The sequence below is a fragment of the Kitasatospora sp. NPDC043949 genome, from assembly GCF_056435365.1.
Window position 1 is genome coordinate 38,839 of record NZ_JBWKEQ010000041.1, and the last position, 21,318, is coordinate 60,156.

The window sequence follows — 21,318 nt, forward strand, 5'->3', positions numbered from 1 at the left end:
TCCCGGTACGGACGGCCGACCCCGGGCAGTGGAGGGCGATCCGTGCTCAGGCGGTCGCGTCGAGGGCCGGGGGCTGCCAGTTGTACGTCCGGGCGGAGCGGTTGAGCAGGGTGCGGGCCGGGAGGAGGCCGGCGAGGGTGAGGGCGGCGTCGCGCAGGCGGGTGGCGGCGGGGGTGCGGAGGGCGACGAGGCCGCCGATGCGGCGGGAGCCGGTGACGATGGCGGTGGTGCGCGGGAGGCGTGCGGCGGTGTAGGCGGGGAGGCTGGTGGCCGGGTCCGCGGCGGGGGTCAGGGCGGAGGCGAGGACGACGGCGTCCTCGACGGCCTGGCAGGCGCCCTGGCCCTGGAAGGGGCACATGGCGTGGGCGGCGTCGCCGAGGAGGGCGACCCGGCCCTGGTGGTAGGCGGGCAGGGGGTCGGAGAGGTCCCAGACGTCGTGGCGCAGGACGCGCCCGGGTTCCGCGAGCGCGAGGAGTTGGGGCACGGGCGCGCACCAGGTGCCGTACCTGCGCAGGAGCTCGGCCTTCTCGTCGCCGTCGGCGGCGCGGGCGCCGGCCGGGGCGAGGGCGGCGCCGTACACGTAGACCCGGCCGTCGGCGAGCGGGACGACGCCGGCGAGCTGTCCGCGTCCCCAGACCTCGCCCACGGCATCCGGCCGGCGGGTGGGGGACACGATGGTGCGCCAGGTGGTGAAGCCGCTGTAGCGGGGGCCGGGGTGCTGCGGGAAGAGCTGCGCGCGGGTGGCGGAGCGGAGGCCGTCGGCGGCGACCACCAGGGCGGCGGGCCGGTTCCCGTCGGGGGTCGAGACGACGGCTGGTTCGGTGGTGCCTCCGGGGGTGACGAGGGCGGCGGGCGAGTTGGTGCGGACGGTGCCGTCCGGAAGGGCGTCGACCAGGGCGGCGATGACGTCGGCGCGGGCGACGGCGGTGATCGTCTCGCCGAAGCGGGCCTCGAAGGTGGCGGTGTCGGTGCGGGCGAGCCAGCGTCCGGAGGGGTGGCGCAGGCCGATGGCGGGATGTGCGGTGGCGAGGGCGCGCAGGCGTTCGCCGACGCCGAGCCGGTCGAGGGCGCGTAGGGCGTTGGGGGCGAGGGCGAGTCCGGCGCCGACGGGTTCGAGCGAGGCGGCGCGCTCGTGGACGGTCACGGGGATGCCCTGGCGGTGGAGGGCGAGGGCGGCGGAGAGTCCGCCGATGCCGCCGCCGATGACGATCGCCTGATACGCGTCCATGAGTGAACCCCTCTCCCGACACTACGGCTGTAGTGACCACTTCCCGCACCGTACTACACCTGTAGTTGGGATGGGCTAGTGTTGACGTGAATGGGGTTCGGGCCCGCCCCGGGTCGAGACCCCCTGAGGAGAGAGGCCGTGATCGGATCCATGACACCGCCGCGCCCGACGCTGATCGCCGACGCCGCCATCGCCCTGATCGCCGAGCGCGGCCTGCGCGGGCTGACCCACCGCGCAGTGGACGAGGAGGCCGGACTGCCCGCCGGCTCGACCTCGAACCTCGCCCGGACCAGGGCCGCCCTGCTCGACCTCGCCCTCACCCGCATCGTCGAACGCGAGGCCGGAGGCCACCCGCTCATGGCCGGCGGGCCCCCGCCGGACGCCTGCCCGCGCAACCTGCTCGCCCAGGGAGTGGCCGAGTTGCTGCACGAGGCGCTCACCACCGGGCGCAGCCTCACGCTGGCCCGCCTCGAACTCGCCCTGGAAGCCACCCGCCGGCCCGAACTGCGCGCCGGCTACGACCGGCTGGGTGCGCGCTTCACCGACACCGCTGCCGCCCTGCTGGCGCAGAGCGGCTCGGCCGACCCCGTGGCCGACGCCCGACGGCTGATCCGCTGGTGCGACGGGCTGCTGTTCAACGGCGCAGCGGGAAGCGGGCACTGGCACGTGCCGACACCGGAGGAACTGCGCGGCGAGGTCGCACGCTACCTCGCCGCACTGCTCGACCGGGGACTGCTCGACCGGGCCTGACCGGCCGGGACCGATCGACCGTCGCGGACACAAGATTCCTGAACCGCGGCAGCGGCCCAAGGGCTAGCGTGAGGCGAGGATCTTCGATCGAGTCCCATGAGCTGAATGAACGGCAGAGGGGTGCGGGGGTGCGAATGGCACTGGAGATGATCCCGGACCGGCCCGGTCGGGAGGTCGCCGTCGAGCCCAAGCTCGATGGGCTCCTTGCGATCTTCTACTCTGACTGGGTGATGCCGCAGACCACGGCGGTGAGGGCAACGCTCGGCGGTGTCGTCACGGCGGTGGGGGCCGGTGGCTTCGCGGTCGTTCCGGTGGATCGCCGACCCCTTGAGCGGCAGCGGTGGTGACGTGCCAGCTGACGGGGAGGGTGAGCGGTGACTTGCTCGGGGATTCGTCGTCCCAGGCGGGTTCCTGTCCTTCGGCGAGGCGCAGTCGCGGGAAGCGGTCGAGCAGGGCTTCCAGTCCCACGGCCATCTGGGCCCGGGCCAGGTGCGCGCCGATGCAGTTGTGTGCACCCCGGCCGAAGGCGAGGTGCGGGTTCTCCGCCCGGCACAGGTCGAGCCGGTCGGCGTCGGTGAACACCCGCTCGTCGCGGTTGGCCGAGGCGAGGACGGGCAGAACGGCGTCGCCCGCGCGGATCCTGCGGCCGTGCAACTCGATGTCCTCGACGGCCTGGAGGACCACGACGCCGTTCATGACCGGTACGTACCGCAGGAGTTCCTCCACCGCGCCGGGTATGAGGCCGCGGTCGTCGCGGAGCCGGGCGTACCGGTCGGGCGCGGCCAGCAGGGCCACCACGGCGTCGGCCAGGAACATGGTGCTCGTGCGGTAGCCGGCGACCAGCATCGAGAGCCCGAAGGTCACCGCGCTCTCTCCGTCCAGGGTGCCGGGCCCGCACGCGTGGACCAGCCCGGTGAGGACGTCGTCGGCGGGCTCGCGCCGCTTGCGGTCGAGCAGTGACGCGATGTACTCGCGCAGTTCGGAGGTGACCTCGCGGCCCTCGTCCAGGGTGACCATCGCCCCGAGGGCGGCGTCCGCCCTGGGCAGGAAGTACCCGCGGTCCTCGTAGGGGATGCCCACCAGCTCGCACATGGCCAGCAGCGGGAAGGGCTCCAGGAAGCCGCCGACCAGGTCGCCGGGCTGCCCGGCGGCCGTGAAGTCGTCCAGCAGCCCATCGGCCGACCGGCGCAGCCGCGGCAGCCGGCGCCGGACGGAGCGGACGCTGAACGGCTCGGCCAGAGCGCGGCGCAGGGCCCCGTGGCGGGGGCCGTTCAGTTCCATCATCGTGATCAGGCCCGGCTCGTCGTCGTCGGCGGCCCGGTCAGGTCGGGGCGGCCAGTCGTTGATGGTCGGCCGGATCAGCCGGGGGTCCGCGATCAGGTTCCGGACGTCCTCGTAGCGGGTGGCGTACCAGGCGGTGGCGCCGATCGGCAGCCGGACCTCCGTGAGCGGGCACTCCCGGCGCAGCCACCCGTACTGCGTGGGCGGGCCCATGGTGCCCGGCGGCGGGAGGGGCAGGTCGATGGCGGGCGGGTCGGCGGCGGGTTGCGGCGGTGAGCTGCTCACTGGCGGTGCTCCCTGGTCGCGTGCGAGGTGATCGCGTGCGAGGTGGCCGGTCGGGTCTCACCAGCTGACCGGGAGGATCAGCGGTGACTTGGTCACGGATTCGTCGTCCCAGGCGGGTTCCTGTCCTTCGGCGAGGCGCAGCCGCGGGAAGTGGTCGAGCAACGCCTCGACTCCCGCGGACAGTTCGGCGCGGGCCAGGTGGGCGCCGAGGCAGTTGTGGGCTCCTCGTCCGAAGGCGAGGTGGCCCCCGCGGCCTGTGGTCGTGCCGGCCCGGTCCAGGTCGAGCCGGTCGGCGTCGGCGAACACCCGCTCGTCGCGGTTGGCGGAGGCCGGTACGGGGATGACGGCGTCGCCCTCGCGGATCGTCCGCCCGTGCAGTTCGATGTCCTCGGTCGCCAGGAGGATCACGGTGCCGTTCATCACCGGCATGTAGCGCAGGAACTCCTCCACCGCGCCGGGCATCAGCTCCCGGTCGTCGCGCAGGCGGGCCCACAGGCCCGGCCGGTCGAGCAGGGTGTGCACGGTGTCGGCCAGGAAGAAGCTGCTGATGCCGAAGCCGACGGTGAGCATGGACAGCCCGAAGGCCATCACGTCGTCGTGGGTCAGCTCGCCGTCGTCGCACCGGCGGACCAGCCGGGTCAGGACGTCGTCGCCGGGCCGGTCCCGCTTCCGGGCGATCAGTGCGGCGACGTACTCGCGCAGCAGGCCGGTGACCCGGCGCCCCTCCTGCGAGGTCACCATGCCGCCGAGGGCCGCGTCCAGCACCGGGAGGAACCGGTCCCGGTCCTCGAAGGGGATGCCGACCAGGTCGCAGAGCACGAGCAGGGGGAAGGGGTCGGTGAAGCCGGCGACCAGGTCGCCGGGCGGGCCGTCGTCCTCGAACGCCCGCAGCAGTCGCCCGGCCAGCCCGCGGATGCGCGGCAGGTGGTCGCGCACGGCCCGGGAGCTGAACGGCTCGGCCAGCGCCCGGCGCAGGGCCGCGTGCCGGGGGCCGTCGAGCTCGGCGATCGTGACCAGGCGCGGCCCGTCGTCCGCGGGTTGCCCGGGACGCGGCGGCCAGTCGTTGATGGTCGGCCTGATCAGCCGGGGGTCCGCGAAGAGCATCCGGACGTCCTCGTGCCGGGTGGCGTACCAGGCGGTCGCGTCCATCGGCAGCCTGACCCTGGCCAGGGGGCAGTTCTCGCGCAGCCGCGCGGACTCCTCGGGCGGCCCCATGGTGCCCGGCGGCGGGAGCGGGAAGTCCAGGACGTCCGGCTCGGCGCCGGGCCCCCGCGCACCGGGCGGCCGTGCGCTCATGAGTGCGCCCCTTCCGGGTGGCGGGGGCAGGTAACCGGTGGTGTAGAAGTACTCCAGGTAGCGGTCCAGCAGCTCCGCGTCGACGGGAGGGCAGTGCAGGCCCGAGGTGGCCAGGTCGTGCTCGACGTTGGCCCGCCCGACGGTCGGGAAGGTGCCCTCGAAGTACATCTCCTTGACGGACATGTCGGCCTGCTTGCAGCGGTCCACGCACAGCGAGACGAACGGGGCCGTGGGGCTCGTGGGGTGCTGCGCGACGTGGCGGACGAGCTCGCCCACCCACTCCTCGTAGGGGAGCCGGGAGATCCGGTGGCCGGCCCTGTCCATCCGGTCGAGCATGTCGCACAGGCTCGCGGCGCGGGGGTTGGTCATGTGGTAGGTCCGGCGCGTGGCGCGGTGGGTGGTGGCGATGTGCACCAGGGCGTCGGAGAGGAAGTCCACCGGGACGAAGTCCAGCGGCAGCCGGATGTCGGGGGCGAGCCCGGTCTCGCTGATGGTCTTGAACAGCGAGCAGATCGCGGTGTCGGTGTTGCACGCGCCGGTGTGCCGGTCGCCGGTGATCTCGTACGGACGGTAGACCGCCACCGGCAGGCCCTGGTCCTGGTCCGCGGCGTCGCGCAGCACCTCCTCGGCGACCCACTTGCTCTCGGCGTAGCCCATGGTGAGCCCGTCGGCGTGGTCGAGCGGCAGGTCCTCGTCGACGTGCCGTACGCCGGCGGTTCCGAAGCCGGCGAGCACCGCGATGGTGGAGAGGAAGTGCACCGGCACCCGGCGCCCGGCCGCCAGTCGGATGAGCTCCCTGGTGCCTTCCACGTTGGTGCGGCGCAGCGCGTCGTACGGATAGATGAAGTTGACCTGCGCGGCCGAGTGGATCACCAGGTCGACGGTGTCGGCGAGTTCGTCGGCGCGGCCCGGCTCCAGTCCGAGGCCGGGCTCGGCGAGGTCGGCGGGGAGGCACACGACGCGGTCGGCGGCTTCGGGGGTGGCGAGGCCGAAGCGGGCGAGGTTGCGCATCACCTTCTGCCGGGCGTGGGCGGGGGCCCGGCTTCGCACCGGGCAGCACACCCGGGCGTCGGTGCGGCGCAGTAGCGCGTCCAGAAGGAAGGCGCCGACGAAGCCGGAGGCGCCGGTGAGCAGCACCTCCGCGGGGTGGTGCCAGTCCGGCTCCGGCCCGCGCGGTTGCGGGAGGGTGAAGCCCAGCCGTGCCTCGGCGCGGAAGTCCACCGGGCCCGCGTCGGCGTTCACCCTGCCGGGCGGGCCCTGGACGGCGGCGACGGCGGCGGTGAAGTCCTCCAGTGTCGGGGAGCGCAGCAGGCTGTGGACGAGGGTGCGGCCGTGCCGGGCGTCGAGGCCGAAGGCGGCCAGCGTACGGGTGACGGCCTCGGCTGCCAGCAGGGAGTCGCCGCCGATGTCGAAGAAGCTGTCGCCCGGCGCCGGGTGCACACCCAGCACCACCTGCCAGATCCGGGCCACCGTGTCCTGCGGGCCGGACGCGGTGCCGTTCACCGTCGCCGGGACGGCCGCCTGCCCGGTCGCCGCCAGGCTGCGCAGCCGGGCGCGGTCGACCTTGCCCCCGGCCGTCACCGGGAAGCGCGCGAGTTCCACAAGCCGCGCGGGCACCGCGGGTGCGGGCAGCCAGGCGGCGAGACCGCTGCGGATGCGGTCCAGGGTCAGTGCCTGGCCGGGGCGGGCCGGGGTCACGTACCCGATCAGGGCGTCGCCCTCCCGTTCGACGACGGCCTCGCCCACCGCGTCGTCCGCGCGCAGCCGCGCCTCCACCTCGTCCGGCTCGATGCGGTGCCCGCGCAGTTTGATCTGCCGGTCCACCCGGGCCCGGTACTCCAGTACGCCGTCCGGGCGCCGGACCACGCGGTCACCGGTGCGGTAGAGGCGCGTACCGGGCTCGACGAGGTCGTCGACGAAGCGCTCGGCGGTCAGCCCGGGGTCGCCGAGGTACCCCAGGGCGAGCCCGTCCCCGCCGACGAGGAGCTCGCCTTCCTCGCCGGCGTCGGCGAGCGTGCCGTCCGGGCACAGCACGTGGCAGGTGGAGTTCTCCAGGGGGAGGCCGATCGGCACGGCCGTCGCCTCGGGAGGCAGGTCGTGCAGCGCGTGTGCGGTGGACACCACGCTGTTCTCGGTCGGGCCGTAGAAGTTGACCACGGTGGTGTCCGGGCAGGCGGCCAGTATCGCGCGGGCCAGTTCCGCGTCCATCGCCTCGCCTCCGGCCGAGGCGAACCGCAGGGACCGCAGCGCCGAGGGCCTGGTGCGCGCGATGTGGTGGAACACCCCGGTGGTCAGGTAGGCGATGCTGACCCGCTCGGAGAGCAGCAGCGATTCCAGGGCGGTCGGCGACAGCAGTTCCTCCTGGTCGGCGATCACGATGCAGGCGCCGGCGAGCAGCGCGGGCCAGATCTCGATCGTGGAGGCGTCCGAGGAGAGGTCGTAGGCGTGCAGAACCCGCTCACCGGGCCGCGGCCGCTGCCGGACCAGGTCGGAGGCGGCCAGCCGGACGATTCCGCGGTGCGGGATCGCCACGGGTTTGGGGCGGCCGGTCGAGCCGGAGGTGAACATCACGTAGGCGCAGTCCGCGGGGAGCACCCGGGCCTGCGGCACCGCGGCCGGGGCGGCCGGGGTGGTCGGGGCCAGGCCACCCAGGTCGATGCGGGAACGCACGCGCCGGATACGGCGGGAGCTGCCGGGCAGCGTGACGACGGTGTGCACCCCCGCGTCCTCGGCCATCGCCTGCAGACGCGCGGGTGGTGAGGCGTCGTCGAGCGGGACGTAGGCCGCACCGGTCTTGAGGATGCCCAGGAACGCGACCAGCGCCTCCGGAGAGCGGGCCCCGCACACCCCGACCGTGTCGCCGTACCGCACGCCGGAGTCGTGCAGCCGGGCCGCCACCGCGTCGGAGCGGAGCTTGAGTTCGCCGTAACTGATGCCGCGGCCGTGCTGTACGGAGGCGATGGCCCGCGGGCGGTGCACCGCCCGGGCGTCGAACAGCTCGTGGAGGCAGCGATCGCGTGGATACGGCACCGCCGCGGCGTGCTCGGCCGTCTCCTGATGCGTCGTTGTTCGGGTGTTCATCGGGACGTCACGCTCTCTGCCGCACACGGACCGCGCGCGGGTGGCTACGGTTCGAACTCCTTGGCGAAGGCGGCGAAGTCGGCGGTCCGCCATCTCTCGGGCCTCATGCGGATGAGGACGTCGTCGGCCAGCTGCCGCCGGTTGGCGTCCAGGTACGCCGCCGCCGTGTCCGCGTCCAGATACCGGCAGGCCAGCTCCTCGCGTGCGGCTGGCGGCAGCGGGTCCTCGACGGCCACCACCGGCCCCTCCACGCTGACGTAGCGGTAGGGCGCCGACTCGACCTGCGCGCAGAGGCTGAACCGGCCCGCGCTGCGGATGAGCCGAGCCTTCAGCGTCGTCCGCCCGGTCTGGATCGTCACCAGCCCGCCGGGCCGGTAGGAGTACCAGAGCGGGACGAGCAGCGGTCCGCCGCCGTCGCGCGCGTCGTCCACCCCCAGGATTCCCACGTGCGGGCTTGCGAGGAACGCCTCCCGGGCTTCGACCGACATCCTGAGATCCACTGGTACCGCCTCGATTCGGCAGGAGCCGCATCCGGTATCGATTCGCGCAAGGGAGCGTGAGCCGGCGGGGCCTCGGGGCGGCCGGCGTGTGACCGCCGCAGGTCCGTGCGGGTCCTCGGTCCTTCTCGTCCGGTGCACACGGCCTTCGGGAACCCGGTGGGGCGGCCAGGGCCGGGCCGGGCTCTCCCTTCCACGTTTCCACCACACCCGGGTGGCTCGCATCCCGGCGGCCGCGCACGCGGTGCCTCCGCTCCCCCGCCGAAGAGCACGGCGGGCGCTGCGGGGGGATCCTGCCAGTGCCGGCCGTCAGGTGGTTCCCGGCTGGTTCCAGGAGAAGGAGGGGCACATGAGGGCGGCCATCCGGGCCGAGGGCCTGGTGAAGGACTTCGGCGACGTACGGGCCCTGGACGGGGTCGACCTGGACGTGCCGGAGGGGACGGTGCTGGGCCTGCTCGGCCCCAACGGCGCCGGCAAGAGCACCACGGTACGGGTGCTCACCACCCTGGTGCGGCCCGACGCGGGCAGCGCCCACGTGGCGGGGGTGGACGTGCTCAAGCACCCCGGCCGGGTCCGCAGCCTGCTGGGCCTCTGCGGCCAGTACGCGGCGGTCGACGAGTACCTCACCGGCCGGGAGAACCTCCAGATGGTCGGCGAGCTCTACCAGATGCGGAGCAGGGACGCCAAGGCGCGCGCCCGGGAGCTGCTGGAGTGGTTCGACCTCGACGAGGCGGCCGACCGGCCGGCCAGGACCTACTCCGGTGGCATGCGCCGCCGGCTCGACCTGGCGGCCGCGCTGGTGGTGCGGCCCCCGGTGATGTTCCTCGACGAGCCCACCACCGGTCTGGACCCGCGCAACCGGCTGGCGCTGTGGGAGGTCATTGAGATGCTGGCGGCGGAGGGCACCACCCTGCTGCTCACCACCCAGTACCTGGAGGAGGCCGACCGGCTGGCGCACGACATCGTCGTGGTCGACCACGGCCGGGTGATCGCACGCGGATCCGCCGACGACCTCAAGACCAGGACCGGCGGCGAGCGGGTGGAGGTGGTGGTCCACGACCGCGAGCAGATCGGTGCGGCCGTCGCGGCGCTCACCCCGTACGGTGGGGGCCCGCTCAGCGTGGAGCAGCACACCCGGCGAATCCTCGTGCCGGTGGACGGGGGCGCCCGGGTGCTCGCCGACGTCATCCGCGAGCTGGACGGGCTGGGCGTCCTCATCGACGACATCGGCCTGCGCAGGCCCACCCTCGACGACGTCTTTCTCTTCCTCACCGGCCACGCGGCCGAGGAGAACGAGCTGGGAAAGTCGCCTCGGACGGCTTCCGGGGCCGGGCGGCGCCGGTGGGCACGGAACGCCCGTGGGAACTCCCGGCGGGGGCTTCGGCGCTCCCACCGGAAGTAGTAACTCCAGTGATGGTCGAAGCAGTGATGGTCAAGGGAGTGGAAACCATGGGACAGCTGGATGGGAAGGTCGCCGTGGAAACCGAGAGGCAGGCTGCGGCCGCCGAACTCGCGGACGACTACGAACGTGAAGCCGTGGCCGCAGAGCTGGTTGCGCCGGTCCGCGCCGGGGGAGGAGGCGAGAGGACCGGGGGAGGAGCCTGTGGTGGTCCCACTTCACGGCCTGGATCCGCGGCCTGCTGGCCGGGAAGCGATCAGCCGGCGCCGACGATCAGCCGCCCGAGGCGCGGCGGAGGCGGATCAACTCCGTCCCGGCCGGTCCGGAGAACGCCGGAAGGCCGGACGGCTCGACGATCGTCGTGTGCCCGCGCAGCGGGCGGAAGCCTGCGGCGCTCAGCACGGCGAGGGTCCGCTGGTATCCCTGGGCGCCGTTCAGGAATTTCGGCGCGGTGGCCACCACGCAGGGCCCGCTGCCGGCGCGTGCCACGAGCTCGCCCAGCAGCAGCACGCCGAGACCGGGATCGTCCCAGCCGTCGTCGAACGTGAACTCGTTGACGATGAGGAGGTTTCCGAGGTCGCCGTACGGCCCTTGTCCGAGCATCTTGCGCAGCACCGTGGTGAACTCGGACCGGTCGTTCTGGTTTGTGAGCGCATCCCGGTGAACCGCGCTGATCACCTCCGACCCGCGCGGGATCGTGTTCTCCAGGTCGGCCAGGAGCGCCGTGCTCACCGACCCGCTGTCCATGGGGATCTGGCAGAGACCCAATAGGGCGACTTGGCTGAGACCGTCGTTCGGGGGACGCCGGATCTCGGCGGCATCCCGTTCCTGCGGGTAGCGGGCGAGCAATCGGTGGGTCTGCGAGCGTTCACCGGCTGCCAGGACCGGGCCGATCTCGCAGGTTATGGTGAGGTGCAGCCGATCAGGGTCACCAGGAAGCCCGGTGGACAGCGGAACTGTCGGGGTGCCAGTCACGATGCGCCTTTCTGCGGACCCGTACGCGAACCGGGCGATCCGCAGGCTGACAGAGGTGTGCCACGGGTGCCCGACCATTGGCAGTATCAGCCGAAGTCCACGGAATATGCCAGGGTGCCGACGAACGGCTCCCGGCCGCATGGGCCGGCCGCCCGGCCGGGGGCGGGGTCTGTCGGTAGCTCAAACCCGGGACGTAGGTCCTCCAGCCCGGGGCGGAGAGACCCCCCGCCCGCCCGTGTGCACGCCAGCGTACGGGCGTGGTTACGCAGTTCGTCGAGTGCGCCGAGGTCGTTGACGTTGACGATCTTGTCCTCGGCGCCGGGCGGGAGAGTCTTCCCGTCCGGGGTGACGGCGACCGCGGTGATTGCGCCGGTCCGGGTGCTGGTACCGCCGAGGTGTACGTCAACACGCTGAGGTCTTCGGCCGGTTCACTTGTCGAGGCGGTGTCCATGGACACCAGCCTGTACCACTGAACGACTGACCGCTCGGCCGGCCTCCCCGGTCAGCGTCTGACCGGGACGACCGGGACGACCTGCGCGACAGGCCAGCGGGGGCCGCCCGGGCCGCCCTGCCACGCCCACTGTTCCTCGGGGGTGACGGTGATCCCGTAGTCGTACAGGTGCGGCGACCCGAGCGCCTCCCACTGGGACCAGGCGGTCATCACCTCGTCGCCGATCCGCCGCGGCCCGCCCTGGAACAGCACCGCGCCCCCACCACCGTCCGTGGACAGCGCCGCCCACGAGCGGTCGCCGTCGTGGAACCAGACGTTGACACCGTCCTCGTCCCGTCCCGTCAGAACGACGGCGTCCGGGACGGCGACGCGCACCGCGAAGCGCAGGTGCCAGTCGTCGGCCAGCGGCGCCGGATCGCGTTCCACCACCCGCCGCACCTCGGGCTCGCCACCACCGCGCACCGCCGTGTACGTGGCGAAGTCACCGCGCGTCGGAGCCGGCCCGCGCCGGTCGGCCATGAACTGCGCCAGGCCCTGCACCCAGCCCGTCGCGCTGCGTCCGTCGTCGGCAACGGTGAGGGCGACGTGGCCGAGCCTGCCCCAGGGGTAGACGATCCGGCCGCCCGGCTTCGTCGCCTCCACCCAGTCCCACGGGACGGCCTCGACGGCGTAGGTGGCGTGGAGCCGGTCGACCCTGGCGCCGTCGGGCGGCCCCGCGTGGGTGGCGTCGCCGGCCAGCACCTCGGCGCCGACCCCCGCGGCCGCCAGGCGCTCGCGGGCGAACGCCGCCAGCTGCTCGTCGACCTCGGTCGACACCACCCGGCCGGGTCCGGCCTGCCAGGCCGCCAGAGCACAGGTCCAGCCCTGCCCGCCGCCGACGTCCCACACCGTGTGCCCGGGCTCCAGCATGAGGCTGTCCAGCATGTCCGCCACCACGCCGGGCGCGGACAGGCTGGAGGACGGCAGACCGTCGGTGACCTGGGTGATCGCCGCGGCGTTGACGTCGCCGTACAGCTCGTCGGCCCACCCGCCCGGATCAGTGGCGCGGTCCATCGCCACGTAGGCGCGATCGTCCCAGCGCCACAGCCGATCCGGTGCGAACAGGTCGCGCGGCAGCGCGGCCATGGCCTCCCGCAACCACGGCGAGTCCTGGGGCCACGCCCCGCCTTGCTCCATCGCCGCGTCCATGCGCACCCGACGCTCCACCAGATCGGCGTCGGGGCTCACGACTTCTTGTGCTTCCCGCCCGACGGCGGCGCGGGAGGCACCTGCCCGTCCTGGTTGCCCGGCGGCGGGCTCCCCTTCTCAAGCGGCGCCGGCGGCTTCTGGTGATCGCCCATGCTGCTCCCCCTTCCTTCCGCGTACACGCTGACTGGCCGACCATCCTGGCGCAGCCCGGCGCCGGCCGGTAGACGGCGTGCGGTCGCACTTCGAGGGCGTGCGGGTCTCGGGCGCGCGCATCCGGGGAGCGCGGCCAGGTACGGGCAGAACCGGAGCCCGCCGTGCCGCAGACAGCTCCCGCCGGGCGCCTCGCCGCACCGGAAGTACGGCGACGGAGCCCGCCGGGTTGCGGCAAGTCGTCAGCGGCAGTGGGCCGCACCTGTCATCGCTCTCATGCTGCTGGCGGAACAGGCCCGCGAGGAACGGTGGCCTCGCTGGGCAGCGGGACTGGTGCCCGGTGTGCGGCGGCATCCTCCAGTCCGGGTTCGGGACCGGCTCTCGCTCAGATCGCCGGCCGCGTGGGATGCTGCCTGGCATGATCGACTCTCCTGCTACCGAAGCGCCGGGTGGGGCCTGGTCGTTCGCGGCGGCGCGTGAGCCGGCCGAGTTCCCCGCCGCCGGGGTCCACGGTGTGCCCGGTGTCTGGCACGCCGGGGACAGGGGGCGTACCCTGTGCGGGATTCGTGGCCGGTACCTGTCGTTCTTCCTGCACCACTTCCAGCCGCAGGACCTGGCCTCGTGCCGGAAGTGCCGGGCGCTGGCCGAGGCGGCGCCGACGCGGCCGTGCGGGCAGGAACGCCTGCACGACCTGCTCCTCCAGGAAGCCGACGACGGGCCGCTGCGGACGGACCTGCTGGCCGCGCTGCGCCGGGGCGCGCGGATCGCATACTGGGGCACCGGCCCGGCACTCGACCTCACTCGGTCCTACGCGCGGCTCGACCGGATGACGGAGGAGGCCGGCCCGGCCGCCGAGGCACTCGCGGCGGCCGGCACCTCCCTCACGCTGGCCCGCGTCGAGGACACCGACCAGCAGTACCTCGTCGTCCTGCCGTACGACGGCCGCGCCCGCATCGCCCGCGGTCCGGCGACCGTCCCTCCTACCGCTTCGCCCAGCCCTCCTCCGACGCCACCAGCAGCGCCGGGCGACGGGCGGGACGGCCCCTGAGGCCTGTCCCGGCCCCGGTCAGCGTGAACCCGTTTCAGGGTCGCGTTGGCGGCCACTGCGACACAATCTCAGGATGATCGGCAACCGGATCATCCGTCGCACCGATCGACTGCGGCTGTCGGGAATGCTGGAGACCTCTGACGCCCGTCTGGTACGGGCTCACGGCGGCGAACCGCCCCGACGCCCTCATTCTCGACGACTTCGTGATTCGCCAGCTCACCGCGGCCCAGGTCGACGACCCCTACGAGCTGGTCAGTGAGCGGCGGGGCCGGTGCCTGATCGTCACCAGAAACCAGGTGATCACGAACGGCCCCGGCTACCGGCCCACCAAACGGCCCAAGAACCCGACCAGCAGGACCGACGTGCCCCGATGAAGCAGCGGCAAATCCGGTGGACAGCGTCGGGATACTGCCGCCATGGCCATCACCCAGCAACTTGCCCGAGTCCCGGCGGAGTACCTCGACGCCTGCCGTCGGTCCGCCGCCGAGTCGCCGGACGGGGATCATCATGGGGATGCACCGTCCGTGGACTGTCCGGATCTGGACTGGGCACCTTCCATGCCGGAGCGCGCCTGCGAACTGGCGCGGCTCGACGCTGTCCACCTGGAGGCGCTCAGGAGCGCGACCCATGGCGACAGCGGCGTCGATCTTTGCTTCCTCAACGCGAACCAGCATGCGACTGCCTTCTTCAGCAACTCCACTCCGACAGCCCTCCACCCAGCCGACGTTGCCCGGGTGTCGACGCGGCTCGGGGAGATCGACATGCAAGCGATCCTCCGTTCGGTCGTGGACAGTGGTGCGGGCTCCACACTCGGCCACGGGTCCATCGGCGATCCGACGGAGTACCTGCTCGCCCACTTCGGCGCGCTACGCGGGTTCTACGAGGAAGCGGCCCGGAGGAGCCTCCTTGTCGTGCTGTGGTGGGACTGACTCAGAAGGCTTCTTCGAGTCAACCGACAACAAGGAGCGGGACGGCCGGCTCGCACCGGCGGGTAGGGCCTGGGGAGTTGCGAGACCACAACCCTGAGGAATTGCCGGTTCTGGCGAAGATCTTGTGGCGCCCCAAGGTCTTTCGCTTGGACGTTCTAGGGTCGCCACTCCACCTGATAGTCGGGGTGCTCGGCGTACGACTGTGTGAGCACCCGGACGGCATACCTGAGACCGATGAACCGTGCGTCGGACGGATCCATGGCCTCATAGCCCCGAGCCAACATATCGACCAGGTCGAGCATCGGCAGATGGCTGTCGAGGAGCGCATCACCTCCGAAGCGGTAGGCCACCTCGGCGTAGGCGTGGTTGTCCGCCTCGTTACGGGCGTGAAGGAACTTCAGGAGGTTGTCCACAAGGTTATTTTCGCCCACCTCCGACCACGCCGACGGGGTTCTTGGAAGCGTGGCACCAAGTCGCTGATCGCCCGACGCGGTGTGGCCCACGGTTCAGGATTCGGCAAGGTGCGTTGGGTGGTGGAACGGGCCTTCACCTGGCTGCACCAGTTCAAACGGCTCCGGATGCGCTACGAACGACGCGCTGACCTCCATCAGGGCCTGCTCGAACTGGTCTGTGGCCTCATCTGCCTCCGTCGCGTGCGCGCATCACGATGAAGCAAGTCGTCAGGTCAGGATGATCGGATTGGTGAGTGCGGCGACGTTCCCGTTGGGGTGGCGGACCTCGACGCGGACTGACGCCGAGTCCTCCGCCGTCGTGTCCCACTGCACCACGCCCACCCCGTCGGCGGGGAGAAGTGTCCGGTGGACCTTTCCTCGATCGGTGTGGAAGCTGACGGACCCAGTCGGCACGCCTTGTACTGATGCCGGCACTTCCACTTGCCCGCCGTGAGTCGCGAGTCGTTCTCCCACCCCGGCAACGCGACCATCGGCAGTGGCGGTGAACGACACGTCCACGTCCGCCGACTCGGCGATCCAGCTGCGGCCGGCGCGGATTCCGGCCAGGATCGCCTCGGTGCCCAGCTCCTCGGCGAAGACCACGGTGTGGGGGATGCCGATCTGACCTTCCAGGTGGGTGTCGCTGTTGCCCATCGCCGGCCGCCACGAACCCGAGTGGATGTCTGCCGCGAGGCTCCGCCCCCACTCTGCCAGGGCCGCCTCGTTGTCGGCGTTCCAGGGCCGGTCCGAGGTCCACAGTCCGTTCCACACCTCCACCACGTCGAAGCCCCGGAAGGGGAACATGAAGTCGCCGGACGGGTAGGGCGCATGCGGGTGTGCGGCCACGCACAGGCCTCCTACTCGATGGACCTGGTCCAGGCACTTGTCAACCAGTCCGTCCCTGACCTGGTGATTCCAGTCGACGACCTCGCCGGGATCGATGCCGAGCGCGAGCCAGTGCCCGGTCTTCGTGGTCACTTCCTCACCGAGGAGGATCAAGAAGTCGTCGGCGGCCAATTGCCCCCATACACCAGGGGGCGCGGCTGAGTTGTGCTCCGTTGTCGCGATGAAGTCGAGCCCGGCGGCGCGCGCCCGAACGACCAACTCATCAGGGGTGAGTTCCCCGTCCGAGTGGACGGAGTGTACATGGCAGTCCCCGCGGTACCAGGCCGCCCCGCGTCCGACCGCCCGCGCTGGCGGGAAGCTCAAACTCGACAAGGTTCCCCCTCAAGTCCTGTCGAGCCAACGCGCAGGCAGGGCAGGTGGTTCCATCGCCGAGATCCAATCAGGGCGTGAGACGCTCGCCGACGGCATGCGGCGGACCTCGCACGGGTAGGGGCGTCGGCGGCCCCGCCCCGCCGAAGGGCGCTGAAAACCCCGGCCGCCGTCCTCCGGGGGCTCGCGTCCGCAACGCCCATGGTCAACAGGCCTAGTCCGACCTCGACCGCACGTGGTCGGCGATCGCCACGTCGTCGTTCGCGTCGTACATCTCGTCGATCAGTGTGGCGAACGACCTCACGACAGCGTTGCGCTTGACCTTGCCGTTCGCGGTCCGCTCGCCGCGTTCGACCTGCAAGGGGCGCGGCAGAACGCGGAAGTCCTTCAGCTGTTCCGCTCGCGCGAGATCCGCGTCGACCCGGTCGACCTCCGTCCGCAGGCGTTCGGTCGAGGCCTCCGTCGACAGGGCGTCCGCGGTGGTGCTCGGCTCCAGCAGGACGGTGAGGTACTTGCGCGCCTCCCCGACGACGATCGCCTCGTTGATCAGCGTGCTCTCCTTCAACCGGGTTTCGATGGGTTGAGGACTGATCGTTTTGCTGCCCCGGGTGATGATCACGTCCTTCTTGCGGCCGATGAGCCGGTTGTCGCCGTGGGGCGTGTACTCGACCAGGTCACCGGTGTGCAGCCAGCCGTCCCGGAGAACGGCCTCGGTCTCCTCCGGATCGCGCCAGTATCCGGTGAAGAGAAGCGGTGCGCGGATCAGCATTTCGCCGTCGTCCGCGACTCTCACCTCGAAGCGCGGGTCTGCGAACTTCCTGCTGATCGTCCCCGGGCGGGGGACCGGCTGGTCGAAGTGCGCGACGGGGCACGCTCCGGTCTCGGTGAGACCGTAGTTCTCGCGGAGATCGAGCCCCCAGATCTGCCAGATCCTGAGGACGCTCTCGGGCATGGCCGCGGACGCGGTGTAGGCGAGGCGGATGCGGTCCATCCCGGTGGTCGCCCGCAGCGGCAGGAAGACTCCGCGCAACGCGGCGGCGTACGCGATGCACAGCGGTACCGAGGACCGGCGGTGGGACCAGCGGTTGTCGGCCACCCTGCGGCCGACCCACATGGCGGCGTCGTAGACGTAGCGGCGCGATCGCGGCCAGGCCTGTGCCCGTGCGATGAGTTCACCGGCGGCCTTCTCGTAGAACCGCGGTGGCCAGAGCAGTGCCGTCGGCCGTACCGAGCGCAGCACGTCCCGGTAGTCCTCGATGGGGCAGTACGTGACCACCGGCCGGGTGAGCAACGGCGCCGAGAAGTGTCCTGTTGCCTGTACCTCGTCGGGTGCAGCAGCATGTCTTTCGTGCTCGGACTGTACCGGGGCGCGAAAGGGGAAAGGGCTCTCACTCATGTCCACATTCCTTCTGATACACGGTAGTTGGCACAGCGGGCGCTGCTGGGAGCGGGTGGTGCCGCTGCTGGAGGCGTACGGGCACCGGGTGTTCGCGCCGTCCCTGACCGGCTGCGGGGACAAGGCGCACCTGCTCGGACCGGAGGTGGGACTCGACACGCACGTCGACGACGTGGTCGGGCTGGTCGCCGAGCAGGACCTCGACGACGTCGTCCTCGTCGGCCACAGCTACGCGGGGCTGGTGATCTCCTCCGTGGCCAACCGGATCCCGGAGCGCATCGCACACCTCGTCTACCTCGACGCGCTGGTCCCGCAGGACGGCGAGTCCGCGGTCGACGTCCAACCCGTGGGGCGGCGGATGATCGAGCTCGCCGAGAAGTCCGAGAGCGGCTGGCGCGTCCCCCCGATGCCCGAGCTGCCCGCGCCCCTCGGCCTGTTCGGCGTCACGGACCCGGCGGACGTGGCCTGGCTGCGCGAGACGCTCACGGACCAGACGGTGCGCTGCCTTCGGCAACCCGTGCGACTGGACAACCCGGCTGCGGACGCGATCCCGCGCACGCACATCCACAACGTCGGCCCCACGCCGCCGGGCATCACCCGCCGCCCCGTCCCCCCGATCCAGCCCAATGGCTCCGCCGCGCAGGTCTGGGAGCTGCCGACCGGCCACGACTGCATGATCACCATGCCGAGGGAACTGAGTGAACTGCTCCTCAAGCTCGCCTGAGTAGTACATCGTTGACCTGAGGTGATCTCGGTCTGCGGGTCGGGCATCGGGTCGGCGTGGATCCGGGGGAGATCGGGCAACTCCGTGGTGAGCCGGCCGCGCGGGTGGGGCTTCGTCGCAGGTCAAGCTCGCTGTGGGTCTACTGCTGGTCGTCCTTGAGGGCTTCGGTCATCTGCTCGTCGATGGCCCTGATCTGGTTGCGGTAGGGGTGGAGGGTGGCTTCGATGCCGCCGCTTGGTGCTGTCGGCAGCGGGGCGGGGCACGGGCTCAAGCTTGGGCCTCGTGGTCGCGATCAGCCGTCGTGGTGGTCCGCCTGCTCCTTCCTGTGGCGTGGGAGTCGGTGGGACTCGACCGGTCGTCCGCCGGCGAGGTGCTCGGTGACGATGCGGCCGGCGACAGCCGGGTCGATCTTCCCGTACCAGATGTCGTCCGGCTGCACGCTGGCGACGGGGGCCTGGTTGCAGGGGAACTGGCACCCCGTCTGGGTGACGAGCACGTCGTCGTCGCCGAGGCCGTGCTCGGTCAGTTTCTGTACCAGGGCGCGTAGTCCCTCCTCCGCGCCCTTGGCCGCGCAACGCGGGCCGCGGCACACCAGGACCTGGTGCCGGTGGCCGGGGACTTCCTCCCAGGCCGCGGACGTGAGGCCGGGCTCCTGGCCGGTGATGGCCCTCGTCACCGCGGCCACCGCGGGGACCGCGTCCGGCGAGTCGGCGAGGCGGGTCGCGACGAGGAGTTCGGGACGGTGGCCCGCGCGCTCGCGCCACCAGTACGCCGCGATCCGCCGTAGCCAGGACTGGGCCGGGCCGGACGCCGCGAGGCGGACGCCGATCACGACCACGGTCTCGGCGCCCGCGTCGGCCAGCCTGGTCAGCTCGGCCGACAGGGAAGGGTCTGCCTGCTGCAGGAACGCGATCGAGGCCTGGTGCGACGCCGCTGTCCGGAGGAGTTCGTCACGGCGGACGGCTTCCCCCATCGACATGCCGACCAGGAGCGTGGCACTGCGGCGGGCGAGTGCGCCCGGGACGGGGCGGGTCATGGTGTTGTCCCTTCGGGGAGCAGTCCGTTCCACCGGATGTGCGGTCTGTCGTGCCGGGGGTGTCGTTCCACGGTGACGTCGACGCCGTAGACGTGCGCGATCGTCGGCGAGGTGAGCACGTCGGAGCTGGGCCCGTGGGCGACCAGTCGGCCGTCGAGCAGGACGGCGACCTCGTCGCAGTAGGCGGCGGCGAGTTCGAGGTCGTGCAGCGCGGCTACCGTGGTGATGCCCAGCCCGCGTACGGTGCCGAGGAAGCCGAGTTGGTGGCGTAGGTCGAGGTGGTTGGTGGGCTCGTCGAGCAGGAGCACGCCGGGCTCCTGCACCAGTGCCCGCGCGAGCTGGACCCGCTGCCGCTCGCCACCCGACAGCGTCGGCCAGGACCGGTCGAGCAGGTGGCCGACGTCGGCTGCGGCCACGGCCGCGGCGAACACGGACCGCTCGTGGGCGTCGGTGGCGGAGTTCGCCGGCACGGGCCAGCGGCTGCGGTGCGGCGTGCGGCCGAGATCGATGACCTGACGGACCGGCAGCGACAGCCGGGTGTCCGCCTGCTGCTCCATGAAGGCCACCTGTCGTGCTCGTCGGCGGGCCGTGAGTGCGTGGAGATCCTCTCCGTCCAGGAGGACCCGACCCTCGCTCGGCCGGGTCAGTCCGGCGACCGCGCGCAGCAAGGTGGTCTTCCCGGCGCCGTTGGGTCCGAGCAGGCCCGTGATCCGGCCGGGGGCGAACGCGAGCGAGACCGCGTCCAGCAGCGTGGCTCCGCCGATGCTCACACGAAGTCCCTCCGTGCGCAGCTCGGCGGGGGGCGTCACCGTCACTGCCCCCTCCCGTCGGCCCGCCCCTGGCGCCACAGCAGCCAGGCGAAGAAGGGCGCTCCGAGCCCGGCCGTGATGACGCCGACGGGGATCTCCCGGTCGGGGAGGACCGAGCGCGCCACGATGTCGCTGCCCACCAGGAGGGAAGCGCCCACCAGTGCCGACACGGGCAGCAGGAGGGCGTGGCGCGGGCCGCAGACGAGACGGACGACATGCGGTACGACCAGGCCGAGGAACCCGATGACGCCGGTGTGGGCGACCAGGCACGCGGTTACCAGCGCGGCGGTGGCGACGAGGACCCAACGGGTGCGCTCGACGTGGACGCCGAGGGAGCGGGCGGCGGTCTCGCCGAACGCGAAGGCGTCCAGGTCGCGGGCCGAGGAGGCCAGGACCGTGACACCGGCCAGCGCGACCGCGGTCAGGAAGACGGCGGTGGGCCACCGCACGCCGGCGACCGAGCCCAGCGTCCACTCCATGACACCGCGCGCCGCGTTGCGGTCCCCGAGGACCAGCACGACGAACGAGGTGTAGGCCCCGCACATCTGTCCCACCGCGATGCCGGCGAGCACGGTCCGGGTGGTCGGTAGCGACCGGGTGCGCGCGCCGGCCAGTGCCAGGACGACGACGGCGGCTAGCAGGGCACCGGCGAAGGCCGCCGTGGACACCGCGCCGGTGCCCACGGCGCCGGACACGCCGACGCCGAGGACGATCACGGTGACCGCGCCGGCGGCGGCTCCGTCCGAGATCCCGAGCAGGAAGGGATCGGCCAGGTCGTTCCCGGTCAGCGTCTGCAACACCGCGCCGCAGACCGCGAGGCCTGCGCCGGTGGCAGCCGCTCCCAGAACGCGGGGCAGCCGCAACTGCCAGACGATCTGGTCGTCCAGCAGCGTGACGTGCGGGTTGCCCAGCCCGAGACGGCGCACCACGACGTCGATCACCGTCCGGACCGGCTCGTGTTGCGAGCCCACGGCGAGGCCGAGGAGCACGGTGGCCAGGAGCAGGGCCGCACCGATGGCCAGGGCCGGGGGGGGGGGGGGGGGGGGGGGGGGGGGGGGGGGGGGGGGGGGGGGGGGGGGGGGGGGGGGAGGGGTGGGGGTGGTTGCGCCCACTTCAACCCCAAACAGA

Annotated in this window: 20 protein-coding genes and 1 pseudogene; 8 read left to right on the forward strand and 13 right to left on the reverse strand. The window is 72.3% G+C overall.

Features of this window, described 5'->3' with window-relative positions:
• Positions 1–46 precede the first annotated feature (46 nt).
• Entirely contained in the window at positions 47–1,228 is a 1,182-nt protein-coding gene (locus AC07AL_RS28235; protein ID WP_400987652.1) for an FAD-dependent monooxygenase, read from the reverse strand.
• A 138-nt stretch (positions 1,229–1,366) separates the two neighbouring features.
• Here AC07AL_RS28235 and AC07AL_RS28240 point away from each other — a divergent pair, with 138 nt between their 5' ends.
• Positions 1,367–1,978, forward strand: coding sequence for a TetR/AcrR family transcriptional regulator (locus AC07AL_RS28240; RefSeq protein ID WP_478318656.1), 612 nt, complete (start codon positions 1,367–1,369; stop codon positions 1,976–1,978).
• Between the two features lie 273 nt (positions 1,979–2,251).
• Here the strand turns inward: AC07AL_RS28240 and AC07AL_RS28245 are convergent, their stop codons facing one another.
• From AC07AL_RS28245 to AC07AL_RS28255, 3 genes are read right to left on the reverse strand one after another with little or no spacing between them, the layout of a single operon-like run.
• Positions 2,252–3,544: a cytochrome P450 gene (locus AC07AL_RS28245; RefSeq protein WP_478318658.1), complete on the reverse strand. Its 1,293-nt coding sequence runs from the start codon at positions 3,542–3,544 to the stop codon at positions 2,252–2,254.
• A gap of 57 nt (positions 3,545–3,601) precedes the next feature.
• Positions 3,602–7,921 (reverse strand): amino acid adenylation domain-containing protein, encoded by a 4,320-nt coding sequence (locus AC07AL_RS28250; RefSeq protein ID WP_478318660.1) that lies wholly within the window; start codon positions 7,919–7,921, stop codon positions 3,602–3,604.
• Between the two features lie 44 nt (positions 7,922–7,965).
• Positions 7,966–8,409, reverse strand: a complete 444-nt coding sequence (locus tag AC07AL_RS28255) for a pyridoxamine 5'-phosphate oxidase family protein (RefSeq protein ID WP_363587946.1) — start codon at positions 8,407–8,409, stop codon at positions 7,966–7,968.
• A gap of 358 nt (positions 8,410–8,767) precedes the next feature.
• On the opposite strand from AC07AL_RS28255, the gene AC07AL_RS28260 reads away from it, so the two are divergent.
• On the forward strand, positions 8,768–9,820 hold the full coding sequence (locus tag AC07AL_RS28260; protein ID WP_478318662.1) for an ATP-binding cassette domain-containing protein: 1,053 nt from the start codon (positions 8,768–8,770) through the stop codon (positions 9,818–9,820).
• A gap of 270 nt (positions 9,821–10,090) precedes the next feature.
• On the opposite strand, the gene AC07AL_RS28265 is transcribed toward AC07AL_RS28260, so the two are convergent.
• Positions 10,091–10,792 carry a hypothetical protein gene (locus AC07AL_RS28265; RefSeq protein WP_478318663.1) on the reverse strand — a complete coding sequence of 234 codons (702 nt, stop codon included), beginning with the start codon at positions 10,790–10,792 and terminating at the stop codon, positions 10,091–10,093.
• Positions 10,793–11,049: 257 nt separating this feature from the next.
• Between AC07AL_RS28265 and AC07AL_RS28270 the strand changes: the two genes are divergently transcribed.
• On the forward strand, positions 11,050–11,265 hold the full coding sequence (locus tag AC07AL_RS28270) for a hypothetical protein (RefSeq protein WP_363587952.1): 216 nt from the start codon (positions 11,050–11,052) through the stop codon (positions 11,263–11,265).
• 29 nt (positions 11,266–11,294) lie between these two features.
• Here AC07AL_RS28270 and AC07AL_RS28275 read toward each other — a convergent pair whose 3' ends face one another.
• Positions 11,295–12,470 (reverse strand): protein-L-isoaspartate O-methyltransferase family protein, encoded by a 1,176-nt coding sequence (locus AC07AL_RS28275; RefSeq protein ID WP_478318664.1) that lies wholly within the window; start codon positions 12,468–12,470, stop codon positions 11,295–11,297.
• Between the two features lie 529 nt (positions 12,471–12,999).
• On the opposite strand from AC07AL_RS28275, the gene AC07AL_RS28280 reads away from it, so the two are divergent.
• The 3 genes from AC07AL_RS28280 (at position 13,000) to AC07AL_RS28290 (ending at position 14,558) form a co-directional block, all read left to right on the forward strand.
• Positions 13,000–13,629, forward strand: coding sequence for a hypothetical protein (locus tag AC07AL_RS28280; protein ID WP_478318665.1), 630 nt, complete (start codon positions 13,000–13,002; stop codon positions 13,627–13,629).
• Positions 13,630–13,832: 203 nt separating this feature from the next.
• Positions 13,833–14,003, forward strand: coding sequence for a hypothetical protein (locus tag AC07AL_RS28285; protein WP_478318667.1), 171 nt, complete (start codon positions 13,833–13,835; stop codon positions 14,001–14,003).
• A 42-nt stretch (positions 14,004–14,045) separates the two neighbouring features.
• Positions 14,046–14,558 (forward strand): DUF1877 domain-containing protein, encoded by a 513-nt coding sequence (locus AC07AL_RS28290; RefSeq protein ID WP_478318669.1) that lies wholly within the window; start codon positions 14,046–14,048, stop codon positions 14,556–14,558.
• A 155-nt stretch (positions 14,559–14,713) separates the two neighbouring features.
• Here AC07AL_RS28290 and AC07AL_RS28295 read toward each other — a convergent pair whose 3' ends face one another.
• Positions 14,714–14,971, reverse strand: coding sequence for a DUF6221 family protein (locus AC07AL_RS28295; RefSeq protein ID WP_478318671.1), 258 nt, complete (start codon positions 14,969–14,971; stop codon positions 14,714–14,716).
• Between the two features lie 30 nt (positions 14,972–15,001).
• On the opposite strand from AC07AL_RS28295, the pseudogene AC07AL_RS28300 reads away from it, so the two are divergent.
• Positions 15,002–15,229 (forward strand): annotated as a pseudogene (locus AC07AL_RS28300) (transposase); the annotation flags it as partial.
• Positions 15,230–15,238: 9 nt separating this feature from the next.
• Here AC07AL_RS28300 and AC07AL_RS28305 read toward each other — a convergent pair.
• On the reverse strand, positions 15,239–16,228 hold the full coding sequence (locus AC07AL_RS28305; protein WP_478318672.1) for a CehA/McbA family metallohydrolase: 990 nt from the start codon (positions 16,226–16,228) through the stop codon (positions 15,239–15,241).
• A gap of 211 nt (positions 16,229–16,439) precedes the next feature.
• The gene (locus tag AC07AL_RS28310) at positions 16,440–17,621 is read right to left on the reverse strand and encodes an AMP-binding protein (protein WP_478318674.1); all 1,182 of its coding nucleotides are present in this window, start codon (positions 17,619–17,621) and stop codon (positions 16,440–16,442) included.
• Here AC07AL_RS28310 and AC07AL_RS28315 point away from each other — a divergent pair.
• A complete protein-coding gene (locus AC07AL_RS28315) occupies positions 17,620–18,345 on the forward strand; it encodes an alpha/beta hydrolase (protein ID WP_400987660.1) in 726 nt (241 codons plus the stop codon). The two genes, AC07AL_RS28310 and AC07AL_RS28315, sit on opposite strands and share 2 nt — an antisense overlap.
• A 139-nt stretch (positions 18,346–18,484) precedes the next feature.
• Here the strand turns inward: AC07AL_RS28315 and AC07AL_RS28320 are convergent, their stop codons facing one another.
• The 4 genes from AC07AL_RS28320 to AC07AL_RS28335 are packed head-to-tail and all read right to left on the reverse strand — an operon-like array spanning position 18,485 to position 21,179.
• Positions 18,485–18,616, reverse strand: coding sequence for a hypothetical protein (locus AC07AL_RS28320; protein WP_400808645.1), 132 nt, complete (start codon positions 18,614–18,616; stop codon positions 18,485–18,487).
• A 21-nt stretch (positions 18,617–18,637) separates the two neighbouring features.
• The gene (locus tag AC07AL_RS28325) at positions 18,638–19,381 is read right to left on the reverse strand and encodes a (2Fe-2S) ferredoxin domain-containing protein (protein ID WP_363587964.1); all 744 of its coding nucleotides are present in this window, start codon (positions 19,379–19,381) and stop codon (positions 18,638–18,640) included.
• Positions 19,378–20,151 (reverse strand): ABC transporter ATP-binding protein, encoded by a 774-nt coding sequence (locus tag AC07AL_RS28330; protein WP_363587966.1) that lies wholly within the window; start codon positions 20,149–20,151, stop codon positions 19,378–19,380. The genes AC07AL_RS28325 and AC07AL_RS28330 overlap by 4 nt, the downstream gene beginning before the upstream one ends.
• 41 nt (positions 20,152–20,192) lie before the next feature.
• Positions 20,193–21,179 (reverse strand): FecCD family ABC transporter permease, encoded by a 987-nt coding sequence (locus AC07AL_RS28335; protein WP_478318676.1) that lies wholly within the window; start codon positions 21,177–21,179, stop codon positions 20,193–20,195.
• Positions 21,180–21,318 lie beyond the last annotated feature (139 nt).

Excerpts from the sequence above, each read along its gene's own strand:
- AC07AL_RS28235 (WP_400987652.1), bottom strand. The coding sequence starts at position 1,228 with ATGGACGCGTATCAGGCGATCGTCATCGGCGGCGGCATCGGCGGACTC.
- AC07AL_RS28250 (WP_478318660.1), bottom strand. The coding sequence starts at position 7,921 with ATGAACACCCGAACAACGACGCATCAGGAGACGGCCGAGCACGCCGCG.
- AC07AL_RS28255 (WP_363587946.1), bottom strand. The coding sequence starts at position 8,409 with ATGTCGGTCGAAGCCCGGGAGGCGTTCCTCGCAAGCCCGCACGTGGGA.
- AC07AL_RS28260 (WP_478318662.1), top strand. The coding sequence starts at position 8,768 with ATGAGGGCGGCCATCCGGGCCGAGGGCCTGGTGAAGGACTTCGGCGAC.
- AC07AL_RS28280 (WP_478318665.1), top strand. The coding sequence starts at position 13,000 with ATGATCGACTCTCCTGCTACCGAAGCGCCGGGTGGGGCCTGGTCGTTC.
- AC07AL_RS28290 (WP_478318669.1), top strand. The coding sequence starts at position 14,046 with ATGGCCATCACCCAGCAACTTGCCCGAGTCCCGGCGGAGTACCTCGAC.
- AC07AL_RS28315 (WP_400987660.1), top strand. The coding sequence starts at position 17,620 with ATGTCCACATTCCTTCTGATACACGGTAGTTGGCACAGCGGGCGCTGC.
- AC07AL_RS28310 (WP_478318674.1), bottom strand. The coding sequence starts at position 17,621 with ATGAGTGAGAGCCCTTTCCCCTTTCGCGCCCCGGTACAGTCCGAGCAC.
- AC07AL_RS28325 (WP_363587964.1), bottom strand. The coding sequence starts at position 19,381 with ATGACCCGCCCCGTCCCGGGCGCACTCGCCCGCCGCAGTGCCACGCTC.